The organism is Arthrobacter sp. TB 23 (genome assembly GCF_000294595.1).
Taxonomy (GTDB): domain Bacteria; phylum Actinomycetota; class Actinomycetes; order Actinomycetales; family Micrococcaceae; genus Arthrobacter_D.
In genome coordinates this window covers 1-22,896 of record NZ_ALPM01000077.1, presented here as the reverse complement: position 1 = coordinate 22,896, position 22,896 = coordinate 1, and the positions used below count along the sequence as shown (strand labels likewise).

Here is a 22,896-nt window from a genome sequence, read left to right as displayed (position 1 = left end):
CATTCGGTAGGCTGTGAGGGCACCTATTTCATGACTGAAAGCGGCGACGATGAAGATCAGCGTTGGGCAGTTCCGACCGGGCGGTAGCGTCTCGGACAACCTCAAGACCATGCGTGGGCTTGCCGAACAAGCGCGTTCCGAAGGGTCCGAGCTGATCGTCTTCCCCGAGGAATCCATGTTCTCCATCGGGAAGGTGGAGGGTTCGCTGGCGGCTGCCGTCGACGAAAACTGGTCGACCTTCGTGCAGCAGCTGTCCTTCATCGCCGTCGAGCTCGGCATCGCTATTGTTGCTGGCGGGTATGAGGGGAGCGGCGAGGACCGCCCCTACAACACGCTGGTCCTGGTGGATGCCACGGGGAAGATTGTTGACACCTACCGCAAACTTCACCTCTACGACGCTTTCAGCTATCAGGAGTCCACCCGGATCAAACCCGGAGACGGCGGCATCAAGGTGGTTACGATCGGTGACCTGTCAGTGGGGCTCATGACCTGCTACGACATCCGCTTCCCGGAACAGGCACGTGCGCTCGCTGACCGCGGGGCGGATCTGATCCTGGTGCCGGCCGCCTGGTTCAAGGGCGATCACAAGGTGGATCATTGGGAAACCCTGCTGAAGGCCCGCGCCATCGAGAACACCGTCTGGATCGCGGCAGCCGGGACCTCGAGCGGGCATACCATCGGGCACTCGGCGATCCTCGACCCCATGGGAATCCCGCAGGTCTTCCTCACCGACGAGGAAGAGGGAGTGGTCACCACCAACGTGTCACGCCGACGGATCGCCGACGTCCGCGAGTTCCTGCCCGTGCTCAAGAACCGCCGATTCGCGCGCAACGAGGAAATCGTCGAGTCCCACTAGCCCAGCCACCCTGCCCCCAACCAACGGGATCGAGTCAACCGAAATAGCCACTTTTCGGGGCGATTCCTGTTGACTCGATGGGGGTGTGGGATGGGGCTAGATGATGGGTGGGGCTAGGCGGTAACCTGCCGCTTCGACGAGATCACTCCGGTGTTGAAGCCAGCCAGGTTGAGTCCACCGTGGAATCGCGCGTGCTCAATCTTGATGCAGCGGTCCATTACCACGTTCAGGCCCGCCTCCTCGGCGTCGTGCGCAACGTCCTCATGCCAGGACCCCAACTGCAGCCACAGCGTTTTCGCGCCAACAGCCTTCGTCTCCTCAAGGACACTGGGCAGATCATCGTGCTTTCGGAACACGTCGACGATGTCGGGGACCTCCGGTAGGTCGGCCAGGGACGCGTAGACGGGCTGCCCCAGAATCTCCTTCGCCACCGGGTTCACGAAGTACAAGCGATAGGGCGACGACGACTGCAGGTAGGTGGCCACGAAGTACGACGCGCGGGACGGCTTATCCGATGCCCCAATGATCGCCACCGACTTGGCGTGACGCAGGAGCGAGAGTCGTTCAGGGGCGGACGGGCCCTCCCAGGTCCGTGCCGTTTCCAGATCGGCGCTCATGCGGTGGCTCCCTCGTGCGGAGTAGGTGTTGAGCCCTGCGGAGTTGCAGTGGCAAGGTCCAGTGCCTGGTCGATGTCCCACAGGATATCGTCCAGGTCCTCGAGTCCGATCGAAATCCTGACCAGGTCCTCGGGGATGCCGGCCGTGACCAGCTGCTCGGCGGACAGCTGCTGGTGCGTGGTCGAGCCGGGGTGGATGACCAGGGTGCGGGCATCGCCCACGTTGGCCAGGTGTGAGGCCAGCTGCAGCGACTCAATAAACTTCTGCCCTGCCGCCCTACCACCTTTCACCCCGAAACTGAAGACCGACCCGGGCCCCTGCGGCAGGTACTTGGCGGCCCGCTCGAAATGCCGGTGCGAGGGGAGGCCCGCGAAGTTCACGTACTCCACCCGCGGGTCGTTCTCCAGCCACTCGGCGACCGCCTGGGCGTTGGACAGGTGTTCGTCCATCCGCTGGGCCAGGGTTTCCACGCCCTGCAGCAGCTGGAAGGCCGACATGGGGGAGAGGGACGGCCCGATGTCCCGCAGCTGCTCGGTGCGCAGCTTGGTCAGGAAGCCGTACTCGCCGAAGTTGGCCCACCATTGGATATTGCCGTAGGACGGGACCGGCTCGGTCATGGTGGGGAACCGGCCGTTACCCCAGTTGAAGGTTCCGGCCTCGACGACGACGCCGCCCAGGGTGGTCCCGTGCCCGCCGATGAACTTGGTGGCGGAGTGGATCACAATGTCGGCGCCGTGCTCGATGGGCCGGATCAGGTAGGGGGTGCTCAGGGTGGAATCGATGATCAGCGGCACACCGGCGTCGTGGGCGATCTTCGCTAGCCCCTGGATGTCGGCGATTTCACCCGAGGGGTTCGCGATCACCTCCGCGTAGACGGCCTTCGTGTTGTCCTGGATGGCCGCAGCATAGTCAGCGGGATCCGTGCCGGGGACGAAGGTGGTGTCAATGCCGAACCGGCGCAGGGTCACATCGAGTTGGGTGACCGTGCCGCCGTAGAGCTGCGACGCGGCGACAATATGATCCCCGGCCTGGCAGAGGGCCGCGAACGTGATGAATTCGGCGCTCATGCCCGACGCCGTCGCGACCGCCCCGATGCCACCCTCCAGGGACGCGATCCGCTCCTCGAACGCGGCGACCGTAGGGTTGCCGATCCGCGAATAAATGTTGCCGTACTTTTGGAGCGCGAAGAGGTTGGCGGCGTCGTTCGTGTCCTTGAACACGAACGAGGTCGTCTGGTAGATGGGTACCGCTCGGGCGCCGTGGGCCGAGTCGGGGGTGCCACCCGCGTGAAGAGCGCGTGTACGGAAACCGAAGCTGCGATCAGCCATCAGACACCTGCCTTAATCTGGTTGTCAACATTGAAATCTAGGCCCTCTTTACGGGCGAGGTCCGCTTCGAGTTCGCGGACGATGGGGAGGATGTCTTTGCCGAAGGCTTCGACCTCCTCCTGGAAGTGGAGGTAGCAGGTCAGCATCAGGTTCACCCCGATTTTCTTGTACTCGACGATCCGCTCGGCGATCTGCTCGGGGGTGCCGATCAGCTGGGTCTTGAAGCCGTCGTTGTACTGGATCAGGTCCTCGAAGGACGAGTCCGCCCACATGCCCTTGCCGTCCTTGGTCGAGGCCCCGGCTTCCTGCACTGCGCCCCGGAACCCCTCCACCGCCGGTTTGTGGGCCTTGGCCACGATCTCGCGGAGCGTCTCGCGGGCTTCCTTCTCGGTATCGCGGGCAATCACAAAACCGTTGAGCCCGAACCGGGGGTGGCGGCCGACGTCGGCCGCTGAGGCCTGCACGCCGGCGATATTCTCCTTGAATCCCTCGAGGTCCTTGCCGTTGGAAAAGTACCAGTCGGCCACCCGGCCAGCAGTGGCCTGCGCCGCCGTCGAGTTGCCGCCGAAGAAGATTTCCGGGTGTGGACGCCCGGGCACGTCGACGGGCGGCGGGTTGAGGGTGAAATCGGTGATGTTGTAATATTTGCCGGCCTGGGAGAAGTTCTGCTCTGTCCAGAGGCCGCGGAGGATCCTGATGAACTCTTCGGTGCGGACGTAGCGCTCGTCGTGCTCCAGCCACGGCAGCCCGAACCCGGTGAACTCACTCTTCAGCCAGCCGGACACAATGTTCACCGCCGCCCGACCACCGGAGATGTGGTCAGCGGTGATGATGAACTTCGCCAGGACTCCGGGCTGCCACATACCGGGGTGGACGGCGGCGATCACCTTCAGCTTTTCGGTCGCACCGAGCAGCGCCAGGGAGAACGACGTCGCCTCATGCTGCTTGTCGGCGCCGTACGACGCCGCATACCGGGTTTGCGAGAGGGCGTACTCGAAGCCGGCGTCCTCCGCGATGCGGGCCAGCTTCTTGTTGTACTCGAAGTCCCAGCTGGTGCGCTGCTCAATGGTGGAGACCACCAGGCCGCCGCTCACATTGGGCACCCAGTACGCGAACTTCAGGGGTTGGGAAAGGTCAATAGCCATAGTGGTCCTCCATCGTGCCTGGCATTAGCACCCTAATGTCACTGCCGTGGGCAGTGGCCAGGGTTGCTGCGGTGTCAATGAGCCAGATCTCTCAACCGCTCGGGATGGTCCCCACCAGTGTGACAGTCCTCTCACGGTCGACCAACATTGTTGCTCTCCGTTGCGGGTTGTCCCTCCGGTGGGGTTTACAGGCGGGGTCACGGTGACGCCCTTGCGGCCAGTGCGGCAGCGATGCCGGGCACGCACGCCTCGTTCTGCAGGGAAGTGGTGTCACCCAGCGTTGTGTTCTCGAACAGTTGCGTCAGGAGTCGGCGCATGATCTTGCCGGACCGGGTCTTCGGGACGTCCGCGACGACGACGACGGCGGCCGGCTTGGCGATCGGCCCGATCACCGCCGCGACGTGGTCCCGCAAGACCCGGCTCACCTCCTCCGCCGCGTGCGCGCCGGCCCCGTGGGACGCAGCCAGCACCACGAAGGCGGCAATCGCATGGCCGGTCCGCGGATCGGAGACCGGACAGACGCCGGCCTCGACCACCCACGGGTGAGCAACCAGGGCCGATTCAATCTCGATGGTCGAGAGCCGGTGGCCTGACACGTTGAGCACATCGTCGACCCGGCCGAGGATCCAGGTGTCGCCGTCGTCGTCGTTCCTGGCCCCATCACCGGCCAGGAACCAGCCCTGGGCGGCGAACTTTCGCCAGTAGGAATCCAGGTAGCGCTGCGGGTCGCCCCAGACGGTGCGCGCCATCGCCGGTCCGGTGCGGTCCACGACGATCAGGCCCTGCTCACCGGTGGGTACCGGGTTTCCGGCGTCGTCGACAATCCGGGTGCTCACGCCGGGGAGGGCGCGGGAGGCAGAACCGGGCTTGAACGAGGGGTCAGTGGGGCGGGGAGAGAGGATGGTGGCGCCGGTTTCTGACTGCCACCAGGTGTCGACGACCGGTGCGGTGCCAGCCCCGAGGTGCTCCCTGAACCAGCGCCAGGCCTCGGGGTTGGTGGCCTCACCGACGGTGCCGAGGAGACGGATCGAGGACAGGTCGTAGCTGGCAGGCACGCCGTCCGGGAACCAGCCCATCAGCGACCGGATCAGGGTGGGGGCCGTGTAATAGCTGGTCACCTTGTAACGCTGGATGATCTCGAAGTGCCGCCCCGGATGTGGGGTGTTGGGGGTGCCCTCGAAGATCACCTGGGTGGCGCCGTTGGAGAGCGGACCGTAGATCTCGTAGGTATGGGCGGTCACCCAGGCAAGGTCGGCGGTGCACCAGTGGACGTCCTGGTCCCGCTGCGACGGATCGGGGTTGCTGAACAGGTAGTCGAAACTCCACGACGCCTGGGTCAGGTACCCACCGGAGGTGTGCACCAGGCCTTTGGGCTTACCCGTGGTGCCGGAGGTGTACATGATGAACAGGGGAGTCTCGGCGTCGAACGCCTCGGCAGCGTGATGCGGGGCCGCGGCGCCGACTGCGTCATGCCACCAGACGTCCCGGCCCTCGGTCCACTCGATGTCGCTGCCGGTCCGGCGGATCACCAGAACATGTTCGATGCTGTTGGAACCGGACACGGCCTGATCGGCGTTGGTCTTGACCGGCACCGCTGCGCCGCGCCGGTACTGCCCGTCAGTTGTGACCAACAGTTTGGCGCCGGTGTCCTCAACCCGGAAGCGTAAGGCTTCAGCAGAGAATCCGCCGAACACCAGTGAGTGCACCGCCCCGATTCGCGCGCACGCCAGGGTGACCACAATCGTTTCCACGAGCACGGGTAGGTAGATCACCACGCGGTCGCCCTTGCCGATCCCGAGGTTCAGCAAGGCGTTGGCTGCGCGTGACACCTCCTCCTGCAGGTCCGAGTAGGTGACCGTTCGCTGGTCCCCGGGCTCACCCTCGAAATGCAGTGCGACCTTGCTGCCCAGCCCGGCATCCACGTGCCGATCCACGCAGTTGTGGGCCACGTTGAGGCGGCCCCCCGCGAACCACTCGATCGCCGGGACGGTGAGCTGCCCGTCGGCGCCACCCGATACCGGCCGGGCTGGCTGAAAGCTGTGCGCCGTGGTCCATTCGGCAGCCCAGTCCAGCCGGCGCGCCTGCTGTTCCCAGAACGCCAGGCGGTCCGTCTCGGTCAGGGGGTCGGCCTCCTGAAGGCTCACGCCCATCGCCGGACCGCCCACTTCTCGGCGATCCCCAGGAGGGCATCGGTGGTTTTGCCGATGATCGCCAACAGGATGATCGCCAGGAAGATCCTGTCCACCCGTCCGTTGTTTTGTGAATCACTCAACAGATATCCGAGCCCCAGCGAGGAGGCAATCAGTTCAGCCGCGACCAGGAACAGCCACGCCTGGGCGAGGCCCAACCGGAGACCGGAGAACACTGATGGAATCACGGCCGGGAGTTGCACCGTGGTCAGCAGTTTGAAGCCCTTCAACCCGAACGCCCGGCCGGCCTCCACCAGGTTCCGGTCCACGTGCCGTAGCGCGAGGTACACGGTGGTGAAGACGGGGAAGAAGGCGCCAATGAGGATCAGCGTGATCTTTGAATCCTCGCCGATCTTCATCCACAGGATGAGCAGCGGCACCCAGGCCAGGGACGGGACAGCACGCAAGGCGCCGATGGTGGGAGCGAGCAGCGCGTCCGCGATCCGGGACAGCCCGACGAGTGAGCCGATCGCGAGGCCCAGGGCGGCGCCGAAGGTGAAGCCCAGCAGTACCCGTTGGGTGGAGATGCCGATGTGGGTCCACAGCTCGCCGCGCTGGATCAGTTCGACTGCCGCATTGAGCACCGCCGCGGGCGGCGGCACCTGGACGGCGCTGAACAGGCCGGTGACGGAGTTCAGCTGCCAGACGGTGATGATCAGCCCGGGCAGGATCAGCCCGAGGAGCAGACGCACCCAGCCACGCCGCAGCGGGCCGGTCTGGGACCATCCATGTGCCGGTCCGCCCCGTTCGGGCGGCGGCTGGGTGGCGTCTGCCGTTGCCACGGTGGAGCCGGAGGCTTCCAGGGAAGTCTGGCTCACGCCCGTGACGCTGTTCCCGGTCACGTACGGATTCCCGATGTGGGTCATGAGGAGGCCTCAATCGCCGTGGGATCCGCGTTGCGTACCAGGGAGTCTTCAAAGAGGGTGTCGAGCGCTTCGTCAACCTGTTCCTGGCTGGAGACGTCACCGGATTCGACGAACACCGGACCGATCTTCTCCAGCACAGCCCGCTGCGCGTCACCCGGGATGGGGTCAACGTCCAGGTTGGTGCGGTCGATGATGACCGCGTTGGCGATTTCGACGTCGATCCCTGCCACCTCGGCGAGGATCTTGGCCGTCTCTTCGGGGTTCTCGATGGCCCATTCGCGGGCCTTCTCGTAGGCGTTTACGACGGTCTGGGCCAGCTCGGGACTCTCCGCCAGGAAGTCTTCGGTGGCGTTGAGGAAGCCGTAGGTGTTGAAGTCGATGTCCCTGAAGAACAGGGTGGCCCCATCCTGTTCGGCCGAGGCCATGATCGGGTCGAGGCCCGACCAGGCGTCCACCGATCCGTTGGCGAGGGCGGCCCGGCCGTCGGCGTGCTGCAGGTTCTGCACCGTGACCTCGGAGGGATCGACGCCGCCGGCCTCGAGCGCCTGCAGAAGGAAGAAGTAGGGGTCGGTGCCCTTCGTGGCGGCGATCGATTTGCCCCGCAGGTCCTCGATCTCCTGGATGTCCGAGTCAGCGTTCGTGACCAGCGCCGACCATTCCGGCTGGGAGTAGATGTCGATCGTCTTGATCGGGGAGCCGTTGGATCGGGCGAGCAAGGCAGCGGAACCGGCGGTGGAACCCACGTCGATGGCTCCGGCGCGCAACGCCTCGTTCGCCTTGTTGGACCCGGCGGACTGGATCCAGTTGACGGTGACGTTTTCATCCGCCAACTCGTCCTCCAGCCACCCCTGTTCCTTGATCACCAGGGACAGCGGGTTGTAGGTGGCGAAGTCAATGTTCAGTTCGCCGCCCGCGGGGGCGGCCGCGCCGTCGGCGTCCTCACCGGCCATGCATCCCGTCAAGGCGAGGGAGGCGACGGCGGCCAGTGACGCGGCGCCCAGAAAGGTGCGGCGGGGGTGGGGTGCTGGTTGGCGGTTCATGAGTGTCCTTCGGTGAGACGGGTCGTCTGAGACGAGTTGGGTGAGACGAACAAAAGGGTGGGTACGGTGTGACACAGCGCGCAGGCCGTGCAGGGGTGGGTGAAAAGAGAAACCCGGAGGGCAGGGGAAGGTGCGGCCTAGTGGCCGGTGACTCCCAGGGAGGCGAGCAAGGAGCTGCGCATTCGGCCGAGGTCGGCCGCGTTGCGGTCGCGGGGGCGGTCGCCGGGGACGGTGAGAACCTCGGTGATGGTGGCGCCCGGCAGGTTGCCGTCGGTGCCCAGGACGATGATGCGGTCTGCCAGTTGCAGCGCCTCGTCGACGTCGTGAGTGACCAGTAGCACGGTGGTGGGTTGGGCTCGGTGGATGTCGAGCAGGAGATCCTGCATCTTGATCCGGGTGAGAGCATCAAGGGCGCCGAACGGCTCGTCGAGGAGGAGTACGCCGGGGTTGCGGGCCAGGGCACGTGCCAATGAGGCTCGCTGTGCCATTCCGCCGGAGACTTCCCGCGGACGGTGCTTGGCGAACGAAGCAAGCTCGACCAGTTGCAGCAGCTCGGCTACTTTGGCTTTACCCACGCTGGCACTCGACGCCTTGGGCAGACCAATGGCGACGTTGGCCTGCAGGGTGTGCCAGGGCAGCAGCCGGGGTTCCTGAAAGGCGACGGCGCATCGTTCGTCGATGCCGTGTACCTCGGTGCCGTCAATCAGGACGGACCCGGCGTTGAGGGAGTCCAACCCGGCGGCAGCCCGCAACAGGGTGGATTTGCCGCAGCCGCTCGGGCCGAGGATGGCGAGGACCTCGCCGGCGTGCACTTCGAAGTTGATGTCCCGCAGGACGGTCCGCCGATCGGAGGCGGCACCGAAGCTTCGGCCGAGGCCGGCGAAGGTGACGTTGAGTGCCTGTTTGGTGGGCACAGTGGTTGACTGTGGTGATGCCAGAACGGTCATAGGATTAACTCCATCGGTCCTGGCGGTAGCACCCTACTGTCACCGGTTGGCCGCTGCACTTACGTGCTGCAGATGGTCAGCCGGATGGCCAGGGTTGCTGCGGCTTCATCGATCCAGGTCTCTCAGCCGCTCGGGATGGTCAAGCACTACTAAACTCCTGTGCACGGGTTCTCCGCAAGTGTTGGCGTAACAATCCGACCGATTACAGCGAAAGGGCACACCACCATGGCACACAGCAACGATCCTGAAGTGATCCGCACGCTCCTCACAACTCCCGCCCGCTGGGCGGTGGTCGGACTCTCCAACAACCCCCGGCGCGCTGCGCTCGGAGTCTCACGGTTCCTGATCGACCACCTGGGGATGGAGGTGATCCCCGTCAGTCTCAAGGGCGACGACGTCCATGGGCGCACCGGCTATCGGCGACTGGCGGATATCCCCGGGACCATCGACGTCGTCGACTGCTTTGTGAACTCCTCAAAGGTGGGAGCGGTGGTGGATCAGGCCATCGAGGTGGGCGCGAAAGCGGTCTGGCTCCAGCTAGGGGTCATCGACGAGGCGGCCGCTGACCGCGCGCGGGCGGCGGGGCTCGACGTCGTCATGAACACCTGCCCGGCCATCGAAGCGCCACGCCTCGCCCGCTGACGACGGCGGCAGACTACATCTTCTGGTAGCGGGACCGGATCACCATAAACACACCGTAGGCGATCAGACCAACGGCGACGACCCCCAGAATCCAGGCGCCGTACGGCTGACCCTGCAGGGACTTCAAGGCCCCGTCCAGGCCGGTGGATTCCTCCGGGTTGTTCTTGACCGTTGCCACGATAAACAGCAGGCCCAACACCAGCAGCGCCACTCCCTTGGCGATATAACCGACCATGCCGAGCCGGATGACCGCGGTCCTGGCACCGTGGCCGGGCAACCCGGACAGGTTCTTGGTGAAGTGTCTGGTGGCCCCGCTGTAGACGAAGTACCCGCCAACCACCATCACACCCGCCCCGACCGCCATCAGCAGGACCGAACCCGCCGGGTTGGACATGAGGGAGGCGCTCAGATTCTGGGTGCTTTCGCTGCTGTCGCTGCTGCCACCCGACGCATAGGTGGCGAACGTTCCGCCGATGACACCGTAGGTGATCGCCTTGGCGCCGTTCTTCGCGCGGAATTTGAGCTTGTCGGAGTCCTTCATGCCGCGGGCCCCGAAGAAGATTTCGCTGAGCATAAAGAGGGCAAGCGCAATAGATCCGATGGCGCAAGCCCAGAGGAGCAGGGCGCCGCCGGGGCCGTCGCCGAGCGCGCTGATCGCACCGCTTTGGTCGGCACTGCCGGATCCTCCCAGGGCCACCCGGAGGGCAATGACGCCGATCAGAAGGTGCAACAGGCCGGCAGCGATGTAGCCGGCGCGTGCCGCGATCTCGAAGGCCTTGGAATCCGATACGTCCTCGGCCGTGTCCACTGCCTTATCAGCCTGGCGTTTTGCCTCGCCCATGGTGCGCTCCTGCGGTTGGTTTTCTCCTATCCTGCCATTCTTTGGCAGTAAGCTCGGCCCATGAATGGAGTTGTTCTGCGGGAGTTTTGCCTGGCACTGCCGGGTGCCTTCGAGGACTTCCCCTTCGGTCCCCTGGCCTCGGTGTTTAAGGTGAGGGCGGCGGGCGGTGCGGCAAAGATGTTTGCCTTGTCCGACCTCTCCGCTCCCAACTTGTCGGTCAGCCTGAAATGCGAGCCGCAGCTTGCCGAACAGCTGAGGGCCGCGCACCCGGAGATTGTTGGGGCCTACCACCTCAATAAGACCCACTGGAACGGGGTTTCATGCACCGGGAACCTTCCGGATGCGATGATCCGCGACATGATTGAGGATTCCTACGATCTGGTGGTGGCCTCCTTGCCGGCACGGGATCGCGAAACGCTCGGCTGGAGCAGATTGGCAGCAGATGGTAAAACCTGATTTCACGTATGAGCCGCTCGGGCTGAGCCAGCGGAACGAATCCCCGCCCGGGTACCGGGTGGTGGACCGGCGGGTCCGGGTCGGAACCGGGTATGCGGCCTACGCCCGGCTCGCCGAAGGGATTCTGTCCTGGCAGCTGCATCGGGGCGCCGGGTTGAGGGTTCCGCCGGGCCAGGGACGGGCTGCGGTTGGCCGGGACGTGGTTCCCGCCTTCGGCGTCGGCCCGCTGCGGCTGCCAGCACCGTGCCGGGTGGTGTGGACCGAGGACCCGGTCGAGGACGACGGCGGGGCCCAGCGTACCGGTTTTGGGTACGGCACGCTGCCGGGCCACCCGGAGCGCGGTGAGGAAGCGTTTATGGCTGTCCTCGAACCGGACGGTGCCGTCTACTTCGAGGTGTTCGCCTTCAGCCAGCACGCCAACTGGTTTTTCAAACTGGGCGCACCGGTCGCCCGGTTATCTCAGGAGTTCGTTACCCGCCGGTACCTTTCCACCGCGCAGCGGCTGGCCAGCTAGCTTCCGGGCCCCTGATCCGCGGGCATCCGAATCCGCTAGCGCCCCCGATCCCTGCAAACGCCCCAGATATCGGCGGACGCCCCTGAAATATCGGGGGCGTTCGCCGTTTTGTGGGGCGACTGCCGGGATCGGGCGCGGTGGACGGTCAGGCGAAGTGGTTCGGCAGGGTGGCCTCGTGGGCGGTCCGCAGTTCGTCGAGTGGCAGGGTGAAGTGGCCCTGCACGTCGAGGGCTCCGTTCTCCGCGTCGACCACACCAATCCGCAGGTGCGGGTAGTTGCGTGCCGTGCACATGTCGTTGAACCGCACCTCTTCGGAGCGGGCCACGCTGACGACGGCGCGGCCCTGGGACTCGGAGAACAGCGCAGTGAACGGGTCAATGCCGTCGCGCTCGCAGAGCTCGTCGATTCCGATCCGTGCGCCCACCCCGAAGCGCAATGCCGCCTCTGACAGCGCTGCGGCGAGACCGCCCTCGGAGAGATCATGGGCGGCGTCGATCATGCCGTCACGGGAAGCGTTGATCAGGATGGCGGCGAGGGTCTTCTCGGCCGTCAGGTCGGCGACCGGAGGTTGCCCACCCAGATGGCCGCGAAGATTCGCCCACTCCGAACCGTCCAGCTCGTCCCGGGTGGTGCCGAGCAGGTAGATGGCCTGCCCGTCGTCGCGCCAGCCCGAGGGGGTGCGGCGGGCGACGTCGTCAAACACGCCGAGAACGCCGACCACCGGGGTCGGGTGAATCGGGACGCCGCCGGTCTGGTTGTAGAGGGACACGTTGCCGCCGGTGACCGGGACGCCGAGCTCCTGGCAGGCATCGGCGAGGCCGCGCACGGTTTCGGCGAACTGCCACATCACCTCGGGGTCCTCAGGGGAGCCGAAGTTCAGGCAATCGGTGACCGCCAGCGGCTTGGCGCCGGTGGTGGCGACGTTCCGGTAAGCCTCGGCGAGGGCCAGGCGGGCACCCTCGTAGGGGTTGAGGTAGGAGTAGCGGCCGTTTGCGTCGGTGGAGATGGCGACGCCGAGGCCGCTCTCTTCGTCCACCCGGACCACGCCCGCGTCGTCGGGCATGGCGAGGGCTGTGTTGCCCTGCACAAACCTGTCGTACTGGTTGGTGATCCAGTCCTTGGAACACATGTTCGGCGAAGCCATCAATTCCAGTACTGCGGCGCGCAGGGTGCCGCCGTCAGCTGGCCGGTCGCCGTCGAACGTGTTCTGCTGTAGCGCGTCGAGCCAGGTGGGGCGGTGGAAGGGCCGGTGGTAGACGGGGCCGTCGTGGGCGACGGTCCGCGGGTCGACGTCGACAATCTTTTCGCCGTCCCATTCAATGATGAGCCGGCCGGTGTCGGTGACCTCACCGAGCCACGAGTACTCAACGTTCCACTTGTCCATGATGGCCTCGAACGCCGCGGCGTTGGCCGGGGTGACCACGGCCATCATGCGTTCCTGCGACTCGGACATCAGGATCTCGCCCGGTGTCAGGGAAGGATCGCGCAACAGCACATCGGTCAGCTCGACGTGCATGCCGCCGTCGCCGTTGGAGGCCAGTTCGGAGGTGGCGCAGGAGATCCCGGCGGCGCCAAGGTCCTGGATGCCTTCCACCACCGAAGCCTTGAACAGCTCAAGGCAGCACTCGATGAGGACCTTCTCGGCGAACGGGTCTCCCACCTGCACGGCGGGGCGCTTGGAGGGCTTGTCAGCGTCGAAGGACTCGGAGGCCAGCACCGAGGCGCCGCCGATGCCGTCGCCGCCGGTGCGGGCACCAAACAGGACCACCTTGTTGCCCACGCCCGAAGCGTTGGCCAGACGGATGTCCTCGTGCCGCAGGACGCCGACGGCGAGTGCGTTGACCAGCGGATTGCCCTGGTAGACCGAGTCGAATACCACTTCGCCGCCGATGTTGGGCAGGCCGAGGGAGTTGCCGTACCCGCCGATGCCGGACACAATGCCGTGCACCAGGCGGGGGGTGTCCGGGTGGTCGATCGCACCGAACCGCAGCGGGTCCATGATCGCGACCGGGCGTGCGCCCATCGAAATGATGTCACGCACAATACCGCCGACGCCGGTCGCTGCGCCCTGGTAGGGCTCGACGAAGGAGGGGTGGTTGTGGGACTCGACCTTGAAGGTGACAGCCCAGCCATCACCGATGTCGACGACGCCGGCGTTCTCGCCGATGCCCACCAGGAGGTGTTCCTTCATGGCGTCGGTGACCTTGTCCCCAAACTGCGCCAGGTGCACCTTCGAGGACTTGTAGGAGCAGTGTTCACTCCACATCACCGAGTACATGGCCAGCTCGGCGGCGGTGGGGCGGCGGCCGAGGATTTCGACCACCCGGTCGAATTCGTTTTCTTTCAGGCCGAGCGCGGCCCAGGGGAGTTCGACGTCGGGAGTCTCTAGGGCGTGGGCCACGGTGTCGATGTTGAACTTGCGGGCCTCGGCGGGCGCGGCGGAGCTATTGAGGGTCACTTACTTAACCAGTTTCTTCAGTACAGAGGTGAATATTCCCAGTCCGTCGGTGCCACCGCGGACACCGACCTGTCCGACGGCCGACGAATCGGGGCCAAACCCGGCTTCGACTGCGTGTTCAGGGTGTGGCATCAGGCCCACAACATTCCCGGCAGCGTTGGAGATGCCGGCAATGTCCCGGCGGGACCCGTTGGGGTTGCCGCCGACGTAGCGGAAGACGACCCGACCCTCACCCTCCAGCTCGTCGAGGGTGCGTTCGTCAGCAACGAACTGTCCGTCCTGATTCTTCAACGGAACCACGATCTCGTCGCCCGCAGCGTAGGAAGCGGTCCACGCGGTGTCAGCATTCTCCACCCGCAACCGTTGGTCCTGGCACAGGAAATGGAGGTGGTTGTTCTTGATCATCGACCCGGGCAACAGGTGGGCCTCGGTCAGGACCTGGAAGCCGTTGCAGATTCCCAGCACCGGCAGCGCGTTCTCGCCACCCGATGCTGCGGCGGTGATCTGTTCCATCAGCGGAGCGAACCGGGAGATGGCACCGGCGCGGAGGTAGTCGCCGTAGGAGAAACCGCCCGGAACGACGACCGCGTCAACGCTTTGCAGGTCGTGGTCACCGTGCCACAGCGGGACTGCGGTGCCGCCGGCGAGGCGAACCGCCCGCGCAGCGTCGCGGTCGTCAAGGGAGCCGGGGAAGGTGACTATGCCGACCCGGACTGAGTCGAGCGTCGAGTTGAGGGTGTCGGCTTCCAGGGTCACTGCTCGCCCTCGGCGGATCCCTCGGGGAGCACCTCAACGCGGGTGACATCCTCGATGACCGGGTTGGACAGCAAGGTGGCGGCCGCGGTCCGCGCCTGTTCCAGCAACTCTTCGGTCACCTCGCCGTCGACAGTGAGTTCAAAGCGCTTTCCCTGGCGGACCCCTGAGAACCCGGTAAAGCCCAGCCGGGGCAGTGCGCCGGCAATGGCTTTGCCCTGTGGGTCAAGGATCTCGGGTTTGGGCATGACGTCGACAACTATCCGGGGCATCCGGTAACTCCTGGGCTCAAGGTGCGTTAAATGCAGTGGCTTCGGAGGTGCCGTCTCACGCTGAGGAATGTGGTGAATCCAGCGCTCCGCGAGCTTGCCTTACCAGTCTAACGGGGATCGCCTACCAGCTGTGATTTTATCTGCGCAGCTTACGAAACGCCGGCGGTGGTCACAGGGCGCCGGTGCCGCCCGGGGTCCCGAGCAGCGGTTCGAACATGCTCCACCTGTCGAGCTCACAACCGTTCTCACGGGAGAAGGACGCGTCGATCTGTTCGCCGTCGAGGGTGCCGGTCACGACGGCGGTTTCCGGTCCTCCGTACTGCATCGTGCACATGGCGTCGGGGTCCGGCTCCGTCTTGATCAGGTCGCCGTGCGCCGCCAGCACCGCGCAGGCCGCCGCTGGATCCGGTAACGCCGACTCGCTGACCGGGGCTCCGGCGGCACAGGCCAACTCGTAGGTGACCGGTTCGACGTCGTCGCCGGCTGACACGATCACTGTGAGCTGAGAATCGGCGGTGACCTCGTCTCCGGGGGATGCTGACGCTTCGGGCGTGCCCGTCGTAGCGTCTGGGGTCGGTGCGGTGCTGGTGGACCCAGTCGCCGGGCCGCCGCTTTCGGCACCGCATCCCGCAAGAGCCAGGAGCAGTACGCCTGCACCGAGGAGAAGATTTACCCGCGACAGCTGGTGTCGGGGTTGGTGTTCGCGGATCATGGGGGCTCCTTCACTTGCCGTGATAGGACGTTTCTGCTGGGCGCCGGGGGTTCACTGATCCAACGCCTGCTCGGTGCCCGCGGGTTCCAGTTTCCCCAAAGCGGTACCCAATCGTTGCCGAAGCTGCTGCGACTCCTCGGAGAACCCACGCTGCAGGCGGGCATATTCGGCGCGGCCCTCAGGCGTTTCAATGCGGATCGGCGGGTAGCCCCACGCGCTGAGGTCATAGGGCGAAGCCTGCATATCCATTGCGCGGATCCGCCAGGCAAGCTCAAAACAGTCCATCACCAGATCGCTCGGCAGTAAGGGGCTGAGCTTGTAGGCCCACTTGTAGAGGTCCATGTTGGCGTGCAGGCAACCCGGCTGTTCAAGGTCGCGTTGTGTTTCCCTGGTGGGCTGCAGCGTGTTCAGCGGCGCAGCCTGCGGCGTATAGAAGCGGAACGCGTCAAAGTGGGTGCAGCTGATCCGGCTGTCCTCCACCAACTGATCGGTTCCTTCAGCCCCGAGCCGGAGTTCAAGATACTCATGCCGCACGCCGTTGACCTGGGACCGGTACGCCATGGCCCACTCATGCAACCCGAAACAGCCGAGTTGCGCGCGCCGGGCCTGCGTGCGGCGAACAATGATGGCTGCGAAATCCAGTGCTTCTGCCCGGTCCTGCCGAAAGCCGTCGACGTCCGCGGTGACGGCTACGTCCTCGCCGGCCAGCGCCAGCACCGAGCGCTCTGCTCCGGTGAGCAGCCGATAGTGTTTCCAGCCGGCCCGCTCGGCGGCCTCGGGACCTACGAGCACGACGCCGGCGCCCGGGTGCCACCGCGCCAGTGGGCCTGGTTTCTGGGTGTAGTAGGTGAACAGGAAATCCTCGACCGGATGCTTCTTCCCAGCCGCGCGACGGTTCAGGTAGGGCTGCGCGAACGGCTCCACCCTCGCCCGATGAGTTTGGGCAGCGGCAATCCACTCGTCCCGCTGGAGCACTGTGAGGGTGCCCGGGCGGGTCGGCGTCGGCGCATTGATTGTTGAGCTGCTCACCCAACAAGTGTCTCACCGGGCCCGTACTCCGGTCGAAGCGTGGGGCCTCTCAGCGCAGGAGGATAATGAGAGAAGACACTCGGTCAAGCAGGACCCGCGGAAGGAACAGCATGGCTAGCAAGCCCAGTTTTGTGCACCGGTTCATGAAGGCGACCGGACGTGCGCGAGCGGTGTTCGGGCCGGCGCAAAGCAGTTCCCTGGACCACCCGATGACCAGTGAGAGTCAGGCGTCCCTGAAGGAGCGCGAAGCAGACGCGTCACAGTGGGAGACCGTGAAGCGGCCCGACGGCAGCACCTACATCGTGCCGAAAAGTTAGGGCTACGCGGCGCCGGTCAGGCGGTGCGCGCCGCGGCCGGCCAGGGTCTCCGGGCCGACCGGCCTTCCGGAGACCGCCACCAACAGATCGAGGGGATCCCCTTCGACGTCGTCGCCCAACCCCCACGATGTTCCGGTCCCGCGATCAATCAGCCGCAGCCCAGCGGCCCGCTCACGACCGCCCCCGTAGGAGACACGGGTTTGTAGCTGGTAGGCGAGGGCCTGAATCACCGCTCGGTGTGGGTAGCTCCCAGTAAGACCCAGGGGGCGGCGAATATCTTCGCCGTGCACGATTGCCTCGACCAATCGGGTTGCGGGGTTGGCCGGAGGCGTCCGAGTCAGATGCGCCGTGTCCATGAACGCGGCGAGCGTATCCCGCGGGTCATCCCGCCGGGTGCGAGCCACACCAACCTCGTTCGCGCGGTCAAAATTCATTCGCGCCGCTAACAGGTCGCGGATAAAGGAGACCCTGCTGGTCCGGGCGGTGTCCACCAGGTGGGCGAGGACATCGTGGATTGTCCAGCCCGGGCAGAGCGATGGAACTGTCCACTGTGATTCGCTCAGATCGGACAAATCTGCGGCCAGATGCCGTCGTTCGGCGTGCACCGTTTGCCAGATTGCTGCTGCCGAGTTCCGCATCGCGGGTTCCTTAGGGTCGGTCCGGTGGGCTGTGTCTCGATTGTGCTGGACACGGCTCAGGAACGGAAGGAAGGCCCCGGGAATGTGGCGCCTTTTCGGTGCCTTGGCGGTAAAATTGGCCAACGGCGTATCGCGAGGAAAGAAGGCGGTTCGAATGAGCGAGTCCATCAGGAATTCCCCTCGAAAATGGCTGAAGAACCCGGCCAAAGTGTTCCTGGGTCCGGCCGAGCGGGGCGATCCCACCCTCCCGGTGGTTCACCGGCATGACGAGTTCGAGCAGGCCTCCGAGGCGGACCTCGCCGGGTTCGAGGTGGAGGAAGATTCGGAGGGCCACCACTACGCCGTGCGTAAGGAGCACCCGCCGGCCCCGCCACCCGAACCTCCGATGAAGTATGCCGACTGGTCAGGCAAGAAACCCCTTCACACCGAGGGTTAGCGGCCGGTACCTGCGTGAACCGTAGCGACCGTTTCGCCGTCCAGATCAAACGCCGCGTGCACAGCGCGGACGGCGCGGTCCAGCAGGTCCGCGTCCGTCACCACCGAAATGCGGATCTCGGAGGTGGAAATCATGTCGATGTTCACTCCGGCGTCGGAAAGCGCCTTGAAGAACCGGTAGGACACGCCCGGGTTTGACCTCATGCCTGCGCCGATCAGCGATAGCTTGCCGATCTTTTCGTTGTAGTCGACGCTTTCATAGCCCACATGCTCCTGGGCGCTTTTCAGCGCGGCGAGCGCCTCAGAGCCCTCGACAATCGGCAGGGTGAAGGAAATGTCTGTGCGGCCCGAACCGTGGGTGGAGACGTTCTGCACAATCATGTCGATGTTGGAGTGCGCCCCCGCGACGATGCCAAAGATTTCGGCGGCCTTGCCGGGAATGTCCGGTACGCCCACCACCGTGACCTTCGCCTCCGAACGGTCGTGGGCGACGCCCGAGATAATGGGCTGTTCCATGGGATCTCCCTCTTGAATTTTGATTTGGTCATCGGGGCTGGGTAGCACCCAGGTCCCTTCCTGCTCGCTGAACGAGGAGCGGACGTGCAGCCGGACCCCGAACCGTCGCGCGTACTCGACGCTCCGCAGATGCAGGATTTTCGCGCCCGAGGCCGCCATCTCCAACATTTCCTCACTCGAAATCTCGTCGATCTTCCGGGCGCTGGGCACCACCCGGGGATCAGCCGTATAGATGCCGTCCACGTCGGTGTAAATTTCGCACACGTCAGCATTCAGCGCAGCGGCGAGCGCCACCGCCGTCGTATCCGACCCGCCACGACCGAGGGTGGTGATGTCATTGCTTTCCCGGCTCATACCCTGAAACCCGGCGACAATCGCGACGTCGCCGCGGTCAATCACGGTCTTGATTCGATGCGGGGACACCGAGATGATGCGGGCACGGCCGTGTATGGCGTCAGTGATCATGCCGGCCTGGCTGCCGGTGAATGACTGAGCCGAGGAGCCGAGACCCTGGATGCCCATCGCCAGGAGCGCCATGGAGATGCGTTCACCGGCGCTCAGGAGCATATCCATCTCGCGGGGGGCGGCGACGACGTCGTTCGAGACCTGAGCGGCCAGGTCGAGAAGCTCATCGGTGCTGTCGCCCATCGCCGATACCACCACCACCACCTGGTGGCCGGCGCGCTGCGTCTGAACGATCCGCTGCGCGACACGTTTGATCCCGGCGGCGTCCCCCACTGAGGAACCACCGAATTTTTGGACGATCAGGCTCATGCGCACGCTCGCTGACGAATGTTGGTAGGTGTTGCCGTGCGACGACTACGGCGCCTCGGTTGACGGTCCAAGTTTAGCCCTGTGCCTTTTGTGGCAGCCAATTGCGCGTCCGATTGTTCCGTCCATATCCCCTGGAGGTGACGCAATTCGCATAGGGTTCACCTTATGAACAACGAGTATGGGGGAATCGTTGCCAGAGGGATTGCGCGGAGTTTTGGCTCCGTTGCGGCTATCAGGCACATCGACTTTGCGGCGCCGCCCGGCGAGGTGACAGCGCTGATTGGGCCTAACGGCTCAGGCAAGACCACTTTGTTACTGATCCTTGCCTCGCTTCTCGCGCCCGACAGTGGGACGCTCACTGTTGGCGGGGCGGACCCAATGCAGGACGCCGCAGCGGTGCGACGCCAGGTTGGGTGGATGCCTGACACCCTGGGGGTGTGGGAATCGTTGACCGCTACCGAGATCCTCACTGTCATGGGCTCGCTCTATGGAATGCCGGTTGGGAAACGCCGGTCACGGGCTGCGGAGCTGCTCACCACCGTGCGCCTTGAGGAATTCGCGGACCAGCCAGCACGGGTGCTGTCGCGGGGGCAGCAACAGCGATTGAGTCTGGCACGGGCGCTGATCCACGACCCGGCGGTTCTCCTCCTCGACGAGCCGGCATCGGGGTTGGATCCGGGGTCCCGGGTGGAACTTCGCGCCACGCTGCGGTCTCTGGCGGACCAGGGGAAGACCGTTGTGGTGTCGAGCCACGTGCTGTCTGAGCTCGACGAAATTGCGGACCGGGCGGTGTTCATCAATCGTGGCGAGTCGGTCAAGAACCAGACGCTTGATGAGGCAGGCACCCAGGTCCGCCGCTACTACATTCAGGCGGAACCCATGCAGCCGCTGGCGGCTGCCCTCGCCAGCCATGGCGTCGAGTTCGAAGTGCGTGGCGATTCCCGCCGCGCCGAATACCAGGTGCTGGTCAGCGGTACAGACGAGGCGGCGTGGCTGCTACGCACCCTGGTCATGGCCGACGTCGCAATCACCGCTTTCGCCCCGGCGGGTGGAGCCCTCGAAGAAACCTACATGAGCCTCGATACGGACAGACAATGAGCGTTTCAATCGCAGAGCAGCCGGGCTCGACCGGCGCGTCCCCTGATCTGGCCCTGTCCTATTGGGGTGGCATCAAAGCCGTGTTCGGCCTCGAAATGCGGCAGCGGCTCCGTGCCCGGGCCTGGTACATCATGCTCGTCGTATGGTTCGTTGTCATCGGCCTGGTGTTCTTGCTGGCATCGGTGACCACTGCTGCAACGTTCGGATCGGGGGCCATCCTCTTCGACCTGGTGGTGGGGTTCGTCCTCTTTTTCGGGCTTCTGGTGGCGCCGGGACTCTCAGCCAATGCCGTGAACGGAGATCGAGCGGCCGGGACGCTCGCCATCCTGCAGATCACCCTGCTCACCCCTGGGCAAATCCTTTGGGGCAAATGGCTCGCCTCCTGGGTTGCCTCGCTTGCCTTCCTTCTGGTCAGTACCCCGTTCATTTTCTGGGCGCTCGCTCTCGGCGGAGTGAACCTAGCGGAGGCTTTCGTCTCGCTGCTGATGCTCAGCGTGGAACTGGGTATCGTGTCAGCGATCGGGATCGGCATTTCGGCGCTGGCCAACCGGCCGCTCTTCTCCATCGTCACCACCTATATGGTGGTGGCTCTGCTGGGGATCGGCACCCTGATTGCTTTCGGCCTGAGCTATGCGCTGATCGAGGAGGAGAACGCGCAGGTGACCTACTCGTACCTGGACTATCAGGCGGACACTGATTTTTCGGTAACGCCGCCACCGGAAGACCAGCTGGAATGCGTCACCCAGACCCAGATCCAGACCGTGCACCACACCGAACGGACGGCCTGGTTACTTGCAGCCAACCCCTTTGTCATTGTGGCGGATGCGGTGCCCTACGGTCGCGGGTTCGACGCGGGCCAGATGTCGGAGCCGGTCGACGCAGATGTCTACCGGCAGCCCGGCATTATGGAGAGCATCAGCGAAGGTGTCCGCTTCCTGCAGGCCGGACCCGACTACGACATAACCTGTGATGAGGTCCGGGGCTACGGGCGGGACCTCCCCGAAGACCGGTTCCCAATCTGGCCCCTCGGGCTGGTGCTGCAGTCGGCGCTCGCCGGCGGGCTGCTATGGCTCGGGCAGCGAAAGCTGGTGACCCCGGCCCGGCGGCTCGCGCAGGGGACCCGGATCGCCTGATCCCAGCCGGGGGACAGGCTAGGAAACGGTGCGGCGTCCTTCGAAGGCGCGGCCGAGGGTCACTTCGTCGGCATATTCGAGGTCGCCACCGACCGGCAGTCCTGAGGCCAGGCGTGTCACCTTGATCCCGATGGTCTTGAGCATCCGGGCCAGGTAGGTGGCGGTCGCTTCCCCTTCGAGGTTCGGGTCGGTGGCGATAATGATCTCCTCGATCTTGTCGTCGGAGAGTCTGCTGAGGAGCTCACGGATCCGGAGCTGGTCCGGGCCGATACCAGCGATCGGGTTGATGGCGCCGCCGAGCACATGGTAGCGCCCCCTGAACGATCGGGTCCGTTCGACGGCGATGACGTCCTTTGACTCTTCCACCACACAAATCGCTGTCGGGTCGCGGCGCGGATCGCGGCAGATCCCGCAGGTTTCCTGCTCAGCCACATTGCCGCACACCGTGCAGAATTTGACCCGTTCCTTCACCGTGACGATGGCATTGACCAGGCGCTTGATGTCCTCGCCGTCGCCCTCCAGGATGTAGAAGGCCAGCCGCTGGGCCGACTTGGGTCCAACTCCCGGAAGCCTGCCCAGTTCGTCGATGAGCTCCTGGACTGCGCCTTCGTACACTGGACCTTCTTCTGGTTGCTATTTCACTGGAACGGAACGCTAGGGGCTGTCGACGCCGCGTTCCTCAATCAGTTTGCCGTTCAGGATGCGTTCGATGGCTGAGCGTCCAACCAGCCCGGACTCTTCGATGGTTTCATCGTCGGCGCTCGGCTCGTCCTCAACGTAGGTCAAGTCTACGGCGCCTTTGGGGGGATTGGCCGCTTCCTCTTCCAGCCGCTTCCGCTCCGCTTCGTCAAGGAGCCGCTGATACCTGCTGAGCGGTTTGGCTGGCTGGCCGGCGACCGCCGGTGGGGGCTGGTCAACCGCAGGAGCCCGCGGGGGCTGTTGCTGCGATGTGCCCACCGGGTCTGCCGTCGGCCGTTCCTGGGCTTTTTCCCGAACCGGCGCGTCGGGCTGCGCCGGTGTTGAGTTCTGACCTGGGGCGGTCTGCGGCGGACGGCGGGTGGACAGGGTCTGACCAGAGTCGTCGGGGGCTGCGGGTTGGGCTGTTTGCCAGGCATTGCTTTCCGGGCCCAGATCATATTCGTCGGAGGGCGGCTCCACGGAGGCCCACGAGTCGTCCGGTTCCGAAGTTGCCACCCTGCTTCGCTGGGGGCGGCTGGGTGTGGCGGCGGGCGTAACGGGGGACTGCGGGGCGGGACCGCTCTGGCCTGCGCTGGTGCTGGGGCCGGTATTCCAGCGGGCCGGCGGGGCCCCGACTGACGG

The 22,896-nt window shown here is 65.2% G+C and carries 24 protein-coding genes, 1 pseudogene and 1 riboswitch; of the genes and pseudogenes, 8 read left to right on the top strand and 17 right to left on the bottom strand.

Annotation, left to right across the window (positions count from 1 at the left end):
- Positions 1-49: 49 nt before the first annotated feature.
- Complete coding sequence (locus B384_RS0111600; RefSeq protein ID WP_019483282.1) at positions 50-856, top strand: carbon-nitrogen hydrolase family protein; 807 nt, start codon at positions 50-52, stop codon at positions 854-856.
- Between the two features lie 113 nt (positions 857-969).
- On the opposite strand, the gene B384_RS0111595 is transcribed toward B384_RS0111600, so the two are convergent.
- The 7 genes from B384_RS0111595 to B384_RS0111565 form a co-directional block, all read right to left on the bottom strand.
- On the bottom strand, positions 970-1,473 hold the full coding sequence (locus B384_RS0111595; RefSeq protein WP_019483281.1) for a CoA-binding protein: 504 nt from the start codon (positions 1,471-1,473) through the stop codon (positions 970-972).
- Complete coding sequence (locus B384_RS0111590; protein WP_019483280.1) at positions 1,470-2,801, bottom strand: O-acetylhomoserine aminocarboxypropyltransferase/cysteine synthase family protein; 1,332 nt, start codon at positions 2,799-2,801, stop codon at positions 1,470-1,472. Before B384_RS0111590 ends, B384_RS0111595 begins: the two co-directional genes overlap by 4 nt.
- Positions 2,801-3,946 carry a dimethylsulfone monooxygenase SfnG gene (sfnG, locus tag B384_RS18730; RefSeq protein ID WP_019483279.1) on the bottom strand — a complete coding sequence of 382 codons (1,146 nt, stop codon included), beginning with the start codon at positions 3,944-3,946 and terminating at the stop codon, positions 2,801-2,803. Before sfnG ends, B384_RS0111590 begins: the two co-directional genes overlap by 1 nt.
- Before the next feature lie 6 nt (positions 3,947-3,952).
- Positions 3,953-4,057, bottom strand: a riboswitch (SAM riboswitch).
- Between the two features lie 86 nt (positions 4,058-4,143).
- Complete coding sequence (acs, locus tag B384_RS0111580; RefSeq protein WP_050994969.1) at positions 4,144-6,096, bottom strand: acetate--CoA ligase; 1,953 nt, start codon at positions 6,094-6,096, stop codon at positions 4,144-4,146.
- Positions 6,087-7,001, bottom strand: coding sequence for an ABC transporter permease (locus tag B384_RS0111575; protein WP_019483277.1), 915 nt, complete (start codon positions 6,999-7,001; stop codon positions 6,087-6,089). Before B384_RS0111575 ends, acs begins: the two co-directional genes overlap by 10 nt.
- On the bottom strand, positions 6,998-8,041 hold the full coding sequence (locus B384_RS0111570) for an aliphatic sulfonate ABC transporter substrate-binding protein (RefSeq protein WP_019483276.1): 1,044 nt from the start codon (positions 8,039-8,041) through the stop codon (positions 6,998-7,000). The genes B384_RS0111575 and B384_RS0111570 overlap by 4 nt, the downstream gene beginning before the upstream one ends.
- A 137-nt stretch (positions 8,042-8,178) precedes the next feature.
- Positions 8,179-8,988, bottom strand: coding sequence for an ABC transporter ATP-binding protein (locus B384_RS0111565; RefSeq protein ID WP_019483275.1), 810 nt, complete (start codon positions 8,986-8,988; stop codon positions 8,179-8,181).
- A 225-nt stretch (positions 8,989-9,213) separates the two neighbouring features.
- On the opposite strand from B384_RS0111565, the gene B384_RS0111560 reads away from it, so the two are divergent.
- The gene (locus B384_RS0111560) at positions 9,214-9,630 is read left to right on the top strand and encodes a CoA-binding protein (protein WP_019483274.1); all 417 of its coding nucleotides are present in this window, start codon (positions 9,214-9,216) and stop codon (positions 9,628-9,630) included.
- Between the two features lie 13 nt (positions 9,631-9,643).
- Here B384_RS0111560 and B384_RS0111555 read toward each other — a convergent pair whose 3' ends face one another.
- Positions 9,644-10,471 carry a DUF1206 domain-containing protein gene (locus B384_RS0111555; protein ID WP_019483273.1) on the bottom strand — a complete coding sequence of 276 codons (828 nt, stop codon included), beginning with the start codon at positions 10,469-10,471 and terminating at the stop codon, positions 9,644-9,646.
- Between the two features lie 60 nt (positions 10,472-10,531).
- Here B384_RS0111555 and B384_RS0111550 point away from each other — a divergent pair, with 60 nt between their 5' ends.
- Both B384_RS0111550 and B384_RS0111545 read left to right on the top strand, forming a co-directional pair.
- Positions 10,532-10,927, top strand: a complete 396-nt coding sequence (locus B384_RS0111550) for an MmcQ/YjbR family DNA-binding protein (RefSeq protein ID WP_019483272.1) — start codon at positions 10,532-10,534, stop codon at positions 10,925-10,927.
- Complete coding sequence (locus B384_RS0111545; RefSeq protein ID WP_019483271.1) at positions 10,914-11,441, top strand: DUF1990 family protein; 528 nt, start codon at positions 10,914-10,916, stop codon at positions 11,439-11,441. Before B384_RS0111550 ends, B384_RS0111545 begins: the two co-directional genes overlap by 14 nt.
- A 145-nt stretch (positions 11,442-11,586) precedes the next feature.
- Here B384_RS0111545 and purL read toward each other — a convergent pair whose 3' ends face one another.
- From purL to B384_RS0111520, 5 genes are all read right to left on the bottom strand, one after another.
- On the bottom strand, positions 11,587-13,899 hold the full coding sequence (purL, locus tag B384_RS0111540; protein WP_019483270.1) for a phosphoribosylformylglycinamidine synthase subunit PurL: 2,313 nt from the start codon (positions 13,897-13,899) through the stop codon (positions 11,587-11,589).
- Positions 13,900-14,655, bottom strand: coding sequence for a phosphoribosylformylglycinamidine synthase subunit PurQ (purQ, locus tag B384_RS0111535; RefSeq protein WP_019483269.1), 756 nt, complete (start codon positions 14,653-14,655; stop codon positions 13,900-13,902).
- On the bottom strand, positions 14,652-14,924 hold the full coding sequence (gene purS / locus B384_RS0111530; protein ID WP_019483268.1) for a phosphoribosylformylglycinamidine synthase subunit PurS: 273 nt from the start codon (positions 14,922-14,924) through the stop codon (positions 14,652-14,654). The genes purQ and purS overlap by 4 nt, the downstream gene beginning before the upstream one ends.
- Before the next feature lie 169 nt (positions 14,925-15,093).
- Positions 15,094-15,636 carry an SSI family serine proteinase inhibitor gene (locus tag B384_RS18725; protein ID WP_019483267.1) on the bottom strand — a complete coding sequence of 181 codons (543 nt, stop codon included), beginning with the start codon at positions 15,634-15,636 and terminating at the stop codon, positions 15,094-15,096.
- A 51-nt stretch (positions 15,637-15,687) separates the two neighbouring features.
- Positions 15,688-16,665 carry a hypothetical protein gene (locus tag B384_RS0111520; protein WP_019483266.1) on the bottom strand — a complete coding sequence of 326 codons (978 nt, stop codon included), beginning with the start codon at positions 16,663-16,665 and terminating at the stop codon, positions 15,688-15,690.
- Between the two features lie 110 nt (positions 16,666-16,775).
- Here B384_RS0111520 and B384_RS0111515 point away from each other — a divergent pair, with 110 nt between their 5' ends.
- Positions 16,776-16,982: a hypothetical protein gene (locus tag B384_RS0111515; RefSeq protein ID WP_019483265.1), complete on the top strand. Its 207-nt coding sequence runs from the start codon at positions 16,776-16,778 to the stop codon at positions 16,980-16,982.
- Between the two features lie 2 nt (positions 16,983-16,984).
- On the opposite strand, the gene B384_RS0111510 is transcribed toward B384_RS0111515, so the two are convergent.
- Positions 16,985-17,620, bottom strand: a complete 636-nt coding sequence (locus B384_RS0111510) for a maleylpyruvate isomerase family mycothiol-dependent enzyme (RefSeq protein ID WP_019483264.1) — start codon at positions 17,618-17,620, stop codon at positions 16,985-16,987.
- Positions 17,621-17,774: 154 nt separating this feature from the next.
- Here B384_RS0111510 and B384_RS18720 point away from each other — a divergent pair, with 154 nt between their 5' ends.
- Positions 17,775-18,056 (top strand): hypothetical protein, encoded by a 282-nt coding sequence (locus tag B384_RS18720; RefSeq protein WP_019483263.1) that lies wholly within the window; start codon positions 17,775-17,777, stop codon positions 18,054-18,056.
- Here B384_RS18720 and B384_RS0111500 read toward each other — a convergent pair.
- Complete coding sequence (locus B384_RS0111500) at positions 18,053-19,345, bottom strand: aspartate kinase (RefSeq protein WP_019483262.1); 1,293 nt, start codon at positions 19,343-19,345, stop codon at positions 18,053-18,055. The two genes, B384_RS18720 and B384_RS0111500, sit on opposite strands and share 4 nt — an antisense overlap.
- A gap of 165 nt (positions 19,346-19,510) precedes the next feature.
- On the opposite strand from B384_RS0111500, the gene B384_RS0111495 reads away from it, so the two are divergent.
- Complete coding sequence (locus tag B384_RS0111495) at positions 19,511-20,443, top strand: ABC transporter ATP-binding protein (protein ID WP_019483261.1); 933 nt, start codon at positions 19,511-19,513, stop codon at positions 20,441-20,443.
- On the top strand, positions 20,440-21,576 hold the full coding sequence (locus tag B384_RS0111490; RefSeq protein WP_019483260.1) for an ABC transporter permease: 1,137 nt from the start codon (positions 20,440-20,442) through the stop codon (positions 21,574-21,576). The genes B384_RS0111495 and B384_RS0111490 overlap by 4 nt, the downstream gene beginning before the upstream one ends.
- Before the next feature lie 18 nt (positions 21,577-21,594).
- Here B384_RS0111490 and recR read toward each other — a convergent pair whose 3' ends face one another.
- Together recR and B384_RS0111480 are read right to left on the bottom strand one after the other, a co-directional pair.
- Positions 21,595-22,191: a recombination mediator RecR gene (recR, locus tag B384_RS0111485; RefSeq protein WP_019483259.1), complete on the bottom strand. Its 597-nt coding sequence runs from the start codon at positions 22,189-22,191 to the stop codon at positions 21,595-21,597.
- A 39-nt stretch (positions 22,192-22,230) separates the two neighbouring features.
- Positions 22,231-22,896, bottom strand: a pseudogene (locus B384_RS0111480) (hypothetical protein); the annotation flags it as partial.